The organism is Curtobacterium sp. 1544 (genome assembly GCF_040544915.1).
GTDB classification, from domain to species: domain Bacteria; phylum Actinomycetota; class Actinomycetes; order Actinomycetales; family Microbacteriaceae; genus Curtobacterium; species Curtobacterium pusillum_C.
Genome location: NZ_JBEPKX010000052.1, coordinates 1 through 8,372 on the forward strand (window position 1 = coordinate 1; position 8,372 = coordinate 8,372).

The 8,372-nt window shown below is 72.5% G+C and carries 7 protein-coding genes; all 7 read right to left on the reverse strand.

Annotated elements, in window-relative coordinates; genetic code table 11:
- Positions 1-162: 162 nt before the first annotated feature.
- Positions 163-957: a polyprenol monophosphomannose synthase gene (locus ABIC61_RS18490; RefSeq protein WP_222121990.1), complete on the reverse strand. Its 795-nt coding sequence runs from the start codon at positions 955-957 to the stop codon at positions 163-165.
- Positions 958-1,002: 45 nt separating this feature from the next.
- The gene (locus ABIC61_RS18495) at positions 1,003-1,629 is read right to left on the reverse strand and encodes a class F sortase (protein ID WP_354031076.1); all 627 of its coding nucleotides are present in this window, start codon (positions 1,627-1,629) and stop codon (positions 1,003-1,005) included.
- 161 nt (positions 1,630-1,790) lie between these two features.
- Positions 1,791-2,942: a family 8 glycosyl hydrolase gene (locus tag ABIC61_RS18500; RefSeq protein WP_354031077.1), complete on the reverse strand. Its 1,152-nt coding sequence runs from the start codon at positions 2,940-2,942 to the stop codon at positions 1,791-1,793.
- A gap of 96 nt (positions 2,943-3,038) precedes the next feature.
- The gene (locus tag ABIC61_RS18505) at positions 3,039-3,866 is read right to left on the reverse strand and encodes a DUF4397 domain-containing protein (RefSeq protein WP_354031078.1); all 828 of its coding nucleotides are present in this window, start codon (positions 3,864-3,866) and stop codon (positions 3,039-3,041) included.
- Between the two features lie 242 nt (positions 3,867-4,108).
- A complete protein-coding gene (locus ABIC61_RS18510) occupies positions 4,109-6,097 on the reverse strand; it encodes an ArnT family glycosyltransferase (RefSeq protein ID WP_354031079.1) in 1,989 nt (662 codons plus the stop codon).
- On the reverse strand, positions 6,094-7,584 hold the full coding sequence (locus ABIC61_RS18515) for a glycosyltransferase (protein ID WP_354031080.1): 1,491 nt from the start codon (positions 7,582-7,584) through the stop codon (positions 6,094-6,096). Before ABIC61_RS18515 ends, ABIC61_RS18510 begins: the two co-directional genes overlap by 4 nt.
- A complete protein-coding gene (locus ABIC61_RS18520) occupies positions 7,581-8,078 on the reverse strand; it encodes a GtrA family protein (RefSeq protein ID WP_354031081.1) in 498 nt (165 codons plus the stop codon). The genes ABIC61_RS18515 and ABIC61_RS18520 overlap by 4 nt, the downstream gene beginning before the upstream one ends.
- Between the last annotated feature and the right edge of the window lie 294 nt (positions 8,079-8,372).

Sequence of the window (8,372 nt, forward strand, 5' to 3'; positions counted from 1 at the left end):
TCACCCACCCGCGCCGCGCCCCCCCCGCCCCCCCCCCGGGGGGGGGGGGCCCCCCCCCCCCCGCCCCCCCCCCCCCCGGCGGCCCCCCCCCCCCCCCCCCGGGCGGGGGGGGGGGGGCCCCGGGGCCCCCGCGCCTCCCGTCCGTTCGTTCGTCGCCGGCCGTCAGGCCGCGTGGTCGGCGACCGCGTGCGCGTTCGTCCGCACGGAGGGCAGCCGACGGTGGTCCTTGACCAGGGAGCGCGCTTCGCGCAGCCGCCGGTCGATGCCCCACTTCGTGACGAGGGTGAGACTCTCGCGGACGATGTTGCCGCTCATCTTCGAGACGCCGAACTCGCGCTCGGTGAACGTGATGGGCGTCTCGACGACGCGCAGGCCGGCCTCGAGGGCACGCCAGCAGAGGTCCACCTGGAAGCAGTACCCCTTCGACGCGACACCGGCGAGGTCGATGCGCTCGAACGCGCGGGAGGTGAACACCCGGAAGCCGCCCGTCGCGTCCCGCACGGCGATGCCGAGGGCCAGACGCGTGTAGAGGTTCCCGCCGCGCGAGAGCATCTCGCGGTACCAGGGCCAGTTCTCGACCTTGCCGTGCTTGATCCAGCGGGACCCGAGGACGAGGTCGTTCGTGTCCGCGAGCTCGATCATCCAGGGCAGGTACTCGGGGTGGTGGGAGCCGTCGGCGTCCATCTCGACGAGCTTGTCGTAGCCGTGCTCGAGGCCCCAGGCGAACCCGGCGAGGTACGCCCCGCCGAGGCCGTCCTTCACGGTGCGGTGCATCACGTGGACCCGGTCGGTCTCGCGGGCGATCGCGTCGGCGATGTCACCGGTGCCGTCCGGGGAGTTGTCGTCCACGACGAGCACGTGCACGGTGTCGTCGGTCGCGGCGAGTGTGCGCGTGACGATGGGTCGGACGTTCTCCGCCTCGTCGTAGGTCGGGATGATGACCAGGGTCGTGCTCATGATGCTCCTTGCGCTTGACATCGAAGATATCGGTCGGGTCCTGCGTCAATCCGACGAGAGGTCTGCGAACACGATCAGATTGTCCGTGTAGTGCCCTGTGGCCGTGTCGAAGGTGCCGTCGCAGGTGATGAGTCGCAGCTGCGGGGTGGGTGCGGTGCCGTAGACGTCGCTGGTCGGGAACGCGGACTTCGCGGCCCGCTCCGACCGGTCCACCGTGAAGGTGCGGGTGGTGCCGTCGGACATGGCGACGTGGATCTCGTCGCCGGCCACCAGCTCGTCGAGCCGGAAGAACACGGCTGCGGCGGTGGGGCTGTCGACGTGCCCGGCGATGACGGCGGGGCCGACCTCGCCGGGGACGATGCCGTCGCTGAACCAGCCGGCGCTGTCCCAGTCCTTCGGCGGGTCGAGCTCGCCGGCGGCACCGCGGTGGAGGTCCTCGAGGGAGGACGACACACCGATGGCGGGGATCGTCACGCTGACCGGGGTCGCGTCGGAACGGTCGGTGGGTGCTGCGGGGTCCTGGAACCCGGCGGTGCCGTTGCTCCCGGACGACGGCGAGGACGTCGCCGGAGCGGCGGGCGCGCCCGCGGTACCGGACGTGCCGTTGGTCGTCGCGACGGCAACCCCTGCGACCCCGCCCACCACGACCACCGCCGCGACGACCGCGCCCACGACGACTCCGCGCCGCCGACCCGACGGCCCGAGACTCGGCCTGGGCGACGTTCCTCGGGCACCGGACCGCGAGTCCCGTCGCGCAGCCCGAGACTCGGCCCCGCCAGCCTGAGACTCGGCCCCGCCAGCTGCACCGGCACCGCGCGCGCGGCGCCGGCCGGTCACGACGCCCCTCCAGCCGAGGTCCCGCACCCGCCGAGCACGTCCGAGGTGAGCATGGTCGCGCCGAGCGCCGCCCACGCGTCCCCGTAGTAGGTCGGCGTGGTCGCGGCCGTCCGGTCGGCCCGGCGCAGGTCGGCGGTCGCCGCGGAGGACTGCCCCGCCGCCTGTTCCGCCGCGGCCCGGGCCACGTACGCCAGGGCGCTCGTGTCCCCGGTCACGGCCGTGCCGCCGAGGTCGAGCTGCGCCGCGAGCTGCGTGCTCCGCCGGAGCGTCGGCGCGATCGACCCCGCGAGGGACCGGTCCGCCGCCGCACACCCCTCGGCGTACCGGAGCGGCATCCGCATCGCGTCGTAGCCGTACAGCACGCGGCCGTCGCCACCGGTCGCCGGCATCGGGTCGACGCTGCCGTCGGCGTGCACCTGCGACCAGTCACTCGGCAGGTCGGACTCCTCGAGCACCGCCGCGGTGACCGCACGGGACCCCGCCGACAGCGACGTCCAGCGGTCGTCGCCCGTCGCCTTCGCGAGGACCTCGAACGCCGCGGGCGATGCGTACGAGGCGTCGTACCGGTACGGCTCGGAGTCGGCCCACGGACCCGGCAACAGGATCGTGCCGAGGTCCGTCGTCGCGGTCTCGTGCTCGAGGATCGCCGACGCCATGGTCTTCCCCGCCGCCGTGTACCGCGACTCGCCCCACTCCGAACCGGCGAGCACGAGGGCCCGCGCGGCGTCGAGGTCGGCGTCGCTCGCGGACTGCCCGTCGACGACACCCTCGTCGGGTGTCCACCGCCAGGCGAGCAGGTCGTCGTCGGTCAGCAGGTGCCGCTTCGTCCACGACCAGATCTCGCCGAACGTCTTCCGGTCGCCGTTCGCGTAGGCGATGAGCAGCCCGTAGGCCTGCCCCTCGCTGACGGTGTCGCCGCCCTGGTCGGTACGGACGACGCGCCCGTCACGGACGTACCGGTCGAGGAAGTCCGTCCGGAGCTGCTCCGGCGAGCGCGCCGCGTCCGGCGCCGCGGAGGACGTCGGGGTCGACGCACCTCCGGCCTGCGGCGCGGGGTCGCCCCACGGGCGCACCGCGACGAGCGCGATGCCGACGGCGACGACCAGCGCGGCTGCGGCGGTCACGGGGATCCAGGTCCTGCGGGTCATGCGGCCTGCCTTCCTGAGTGGGTGCGGGGGTCGGACTGGAGGCGCGGATCACGTGAGCGGATCGGCTGCGGTGATCCGCGCCTCCAGGCCGGTGCGTCAGCGGAACAGCGAACGGAGGGTCGCGATGACCGCGTGGACCGCCTGCGTGGTCGGGTCGGCGGCTGCGCCGCCACCGCCGGTCTGCACGCCGCCGGACGGTGTCGAGGCCGTGGCCGCGGCGTCCGTGACCGGGACGACCGTGAGGTCGCCCTTGCTGTCGTCGAGCACGAAGAGCGTCGAAACGGTGTTTCCGGCCAGGGCGACCTTCGCGGTGCCCTGCTGCCCACTGCCGGAGACGTCGAGCGTCCACTTGCCGGCGTCGACGGTGGCGTACTTCGTGGCGGTGCCGAACGCGGCGCCCTCGGCGACGGCGGTCCCCTCGGAGGTGCTCACGTCGACCTTCTTCGCGGTCGTCGCGGCCTGGACGAGCCGGAGCTTCGCCTTGCCGTCGCCCGGCTGCTGCAGGTCGTCGGTGAAGGCCGTCGTCTTCAGCTTCGAGTTCTTGCCGTAGGCGACGACGGTGCTCGCGTTCCCCTTGTCGACCGTGACGTCGGTGGAGATCACGGGCGTGGAGTCGGGGGCGTTCGCGGCGCGCATCGAGAGGACGTAGGTGCCGACCGGGAGCTCCTGGTACGGGCTGACCTGGCCGTAGGTGACGTCGTCGAGCTCGAACACCTTCTTGCCGCCGGAGAGGCTCGACAGTTCGACGTCGACGCCCTTCGTGTCCGGGGAGAGGTGGCCGACGCGGAGCCAACCCTCGTCGCTCGTGCCGGCGGCGGGCGTGGCCGCGGTGGCTGCTTGCGGGGCGAGGCCGACGGTGGCGGCCACGAGGGTCGCGGCGAGGGCGCCGACGACGAGGGTGCGGGTGCGACGAGGTGCGGGCATGGTGGTGCTCCTTCTGGTCGTGGTTCGGGTCTGGTGCTGCTGGTGCTGGTGCTGGCGTGTGGCTCGGCCGATCACGCGAGCGGGCTCTTCCGGTTCGGTCACGTGGCTGACTCCCATGTGTTTCGCCCGCTCGCCGGATGCGCTCCCCACCGCACCCGTGACGCCGATCACGCGAGCGGGCTCTTCCGGCTGGGGTCCGGGGCAGGTGCCCGTGTGTTTCGCCCGCTCGCGTCCGCGGGCCGTCACGAGGCGCTCGTCGCGGTCGTGGTGGGGTCGGCCGGCGTGTACGTCACGGTGAGCTCCGAGCCGTCCCGCTCCACCGAGGCGGGGCGGAAGGCGTCGGACATCGCGTCGAGCGTGGCGGCGATCCGTGCGGCGGCCGAGGCGTCCGACGCGTCGAGCACCACCCGGCGGAACGGCTGCCCGGTCTCCCCCTCGAGCGGCGTGAACCGGTCGACACTGATCGCCCGGTCGGCGAGCACCTGGCCGAGCGCGATCATCGCCCGCGAGTCGACCTGGCCGGCACGGAACTGCGACTTCGTCCCGCCGTCCGCCCGGAGTGACGGGTTGGCGGCCAGTTCGGTGCCCATCGCCTTCCGCCCGTTCGACGCAGCGGTGATCGCCTCTGCAGCGGCGGAACGGCCCTCGGAGTGGATCCGGCGGACGTCGACCCGCTGGTTCCCGGTGCCGAACGCGGCGACGGACGTCGAGTTCTCGATCGCCTGGCGGATGTCGGACGACGAGTTGCCACCGGTCCGCATGGAGTCCGTCGTGACGACGTAGTCCGAGTCCTTCCACCCGTTCGGCGACTGGCGTTCGACCGCGGCGTCGGTGTCGAGCTTGTAGTACCAGACGACGTTGTTCCGGGCGAAGCCGTCCTGCACGAGGTCGACCCACATGGCATCGTCGACGAGCAGGCGGGAGGACTTCGGCACGTTGTCCCCGACCCACTCCTCGGCCTGCTGCATCGGCAGGTCGAGGTTGCCGAGCACGAAGCCGCGCAGCTGTCCGCCCCAGAGCGGGACCGCCACGACGAGCGCCGCAGTGGTGACCGCCAGCCAGGTGATGCCGAGGCCGCGACGGGTGGCACCGCCGAGGCGGGTGCGGGTCCGGGTGCGCCCGGCGATCGCGAGGACGGCGCGTTCGGCGGTGTACGCCACGAGCAGCGCGGCGAACGGGATGAGCATGATGACGTACGGCACGGGCAGGTACCCGTTCGGGCGGAACATGAAGAGCAGCAGGAACACGAGCATCGCGGCGATCGGGCGGACCCGACGCAGGAAGAGCCCGACGACGGCGGCCACGGACCCGAGCACGATGAAGACGGGGTCGAGGGCCCACCACTGCGAGGCGGCCTCGTTCGCGAGGCTCCCCGAGTCGAACACCGACCCCGAGGCCGCGCGGGACCCGAGCTGGTAGGTGATGCCCTCGAACAGGCTGACCCGTCCGGTCCCGGGCAGGAGCTCGCCCTTCACCGCGGCGAGCAGCAGGTAGCCGCCGCCGATCACGGCGAGCACGGCCCCCGCCACGCTCAGCGTGTACCGACGGGTGCTCTTGTCGGCCCGACGCACCGCGATCCAGATGAGGAACGGCAGCGCGAGCAGGTACGTCTCCTTCGAGAGCACGGCGATCCCGAGGCACGCGGCGGCCCCGGCGAACCCGGCGAGCTGCTGGCGTCGGCTCAGCACGAGGACGAACGCGGCGAGGAGCCACGGCGTCGCGACGTTGTCGATGTACACGGTGCGGTGGTACTGCAGCGCGAGCGGCGACAGGGCGAACACGAGGCCCGCGACGGCGGCGGTCGCCCGGCCCGTGCCGAGGCGGCGGGCGAGCACGAACAGCAGGATGCTCGACACGGCGGCGAAGAAGACCATCGCCTCGCGCGCGGCCTCGACGGCGAACGGGTAGCGCGCGAACGCCCCGGTCAGCGAGGTGTACCCGGCGATCTGGATCCAGCCGAGCGGCGGGTGGTCGTACCAGTACGTGTAGTGCGTGATCTCGCCGAGGTGCGCGATCGCCCACGCCTGGGCGGTGTACGTCCCCTCGTCGTCGATGCGCTGGGGCGTGCCGGACATGTTCCACGCCTGCACGACGACCGTGACGGCGAGGACGGGCAGCAGCCAGCCGAGGCTCGCGGCGTGCCGTCGGAACCAGGCGCCGACGCCGGAGCGCTGGCCCGCGACGGCACCACGGATCGGGATGCCGGTCGTGTTGGTGATGCTGGCGGTCATCGGGTCCCTCCAGTGGTCGAATCGGCGAGTTCACGCTCGTCCGAGCGATCCGTGGTGACGGCGTTCGCGAACCCCACGACCTCGGCCGGCTGCGCAGCGGTCCGGTGCTGCCCGGTGTGCTCCGTCTTCTCCCACCCGTTCTGCCCCTTGGCGTGCCGGACGACGGCACGAACGGCAGCCGCGGCGAGGAACACCTGGTAGGGCACGAGGCCGAGCACGAGCTTCACGTAGTCGCGCACGCGCACTCGTTCGCCGTAGATCCGGCCGAACTCGTTGAGCCCCACGACCTCGACCGCGAGCAGCATGAGCGTCGGGGCGAGCGGCACGAAGGAGACGAGGGCGATCGCAGTCGGCACCTTGACGAACAGGATCATCACGACGCTGAGCGGGATGAGGAGCCCGGTCGCCGCCTGGATGAACGGCATCGTCAGCATGTAGCGGGCGAAGAAGCGCTGCCGGAAGGACGGCAGCTTCCGCCACTCCCCCTTGCCGAGCACCTGCAGGAAGCCCTGGTTCCACCGGGTCCGCTGCTTGAGCAGAGAGGCGAAGGTGGGCGGGGTCTCCTCGCGGGTGACGGCCTCGGGACTGTACGCGACGACGACCTTGGCGCCGTCGGCGGAGAGCCGGACGCCGAGTTCGCAGTCCTCGGCGAGGCAGTGCGCGTCCCACCCGTTCGACCACTCCAGGCGGGAACGGGTGACGAAGACGGTGTTGCCGCCGAGCGGGATGAACTTGGAGCCGGCGTGGAAGTGCAGGCGCGAACGGAACCAGAAGTAGTACTCGAGCACGTTCCGGAGCGACCACCAGCTCGACTTGAAGTTCATGAGCTGCACGCCGCCCTGCACGACGTCGGCGTCGGTCTCCTGGAAGCGCGAGTCCACCAGGGACAGCAGGCGCGGGTAGACCTCGTCCTCGGCGTCGAACACCCCGACGATGTCGCCCGTGGCGTACTGCAGCGCCAGGTTCATCGCCTTCGGCTTGTTCTTCGGCGCCGTGTCGTCCACCACGACGCGGATCAGCTCAGGGTGGCGGGCCGCGGCGGCACGCACGACGGCGTCCGTCTCGGGGTCGTCCTCGCCGACGATCGCGATGATCTCGAAGTTCGGGTGGTCCTGCTTCGCGAGCATGTCGAGCGTCTCGCCCATCACGTCCTGCTCGTGACGTCCGGGCACCAGCAGGGTGAACCGGTGGGCGGCCGGCAGCGGGGTCTGGCTGAAGCTCGTCGACTTCAGCGCGTCCCGCGACCGCCAGGCGTGCAGCATCCACCAGAGGGTGGTGAGCGCGATGATCGTGAGCAGCACGGACACGGCGATGAGGGTCGAGTACCCGATCCACTCGCCCAGCGACCAGGCGCCCTGCGAGACCTGACCCGAGCCTCCCGTCGGCACGTCGGTCGTTCCCCGGTTCGGGACCCCCGACGGAGCGGTCCCCTCGTTGGGCTGGAGCAGCGGCCCGGCGGCCGTCAGCAGCGTGGCGGAGATGGTCATTCGGCGAGCTCCTTCGCGTGAGCGTCGGTGGAACGGAAGACGAGGGCCTTGTACGCGGCGAACCGGAACGCGGTGCCGAGCACGAGACCCACCCCGTTGCCGGCGACGTTGTCGGCGAGGGTGGAGGTGAATCCGAGGACGTAGTGCGAGACGAACAGGCAGGCGGCGGCGATGCCGAGCCCGATGAGGTTCGTGGCCGCGAAGAGGAGCCCTTCGCGGAGGGTCTCGCGCCGGCCGGTCTGCCGTTCGGCGCGGAAGGTGATGAACCGGTTGCCGACCCAGGCGACGGCCGTGGACACGACGGCGGAGACGATCTTCGCGGCGATGGGCCCTTCGGGCATCACGGTCGCGCGGAGGAGGTTGTAGACGCCGAGGTCGATGACGAAGCAGACGGCGCCGATGCTGCCGAAGGACACGAGCTGTCGGGCCAGCGTCACCAGTCGCGCGAAGGGCGCGCGCGTCTGGACGGGCACCGCACCGGTGGTGGATGACACCACAACGGGGGTATCGATTCGGGTCATGCCCCCGATTCGGGGGTGGTGGGGGTGCGGTTTGGGAGGGGTACAGGCTTACGGAGGCTTCTGCCAGTTTCGCGACACGTGCTGTTCACATGCGGGTCGCGGTGGACGCGACCCCACGACGGACTGGAGGCGCGGGGGGCGCCGGGCCCCCCCCCCCCCCCCCGGGGGGGGGGGGGGGGCGCGGGGGGGGGCCCCCCGGGGGGGGGGGGGGGGGCGCCCCCCCCCCCCGGGGGGGGGGCCCCCCCCCCGGGGGGGGGGGGGGGGCCG

Bases quoted from the DNA above. Each gene is read 5' to 3' on its own strand.
- ABIC61_RS18505 (WP_354031078.1), bottom strand. From the start codon at position 3,866: ATGCCCGCACCTCGTCGCACCCGCACCCTCGTCGTCGGCGCCCTCGCC.
- ABIC61_RS18515 (WP_354031080.1), bottom strand. From the start codon at position 7,584: ATGACCATCTCCGCCACGCTGCTGACGGCCGCCGGGCCGCTGCTCCAG.
- ABIC61_RS18490 (WP_222121990.1), bottom strand. From the start codon at position 957: ATGAGCACGACCCTGGTCATCATCCCGACCTACGACGAGGCGGAGAAC.
- ABIC61_RS18500 (WP_354031077.1), bottom strand. From the start codon at position 2,942: ATGACCCGCAGGACCTGGATCCCCGTGACCGCCGCAGCCGCGCTGGTC.
- ABIC61_RS18510 (WP_354031079.1), bottom strand. From the start codon at position 6,097: ATGACCGCCAGCATCACCAACACGACCGGCATCCCGATCCGTGGTGCC.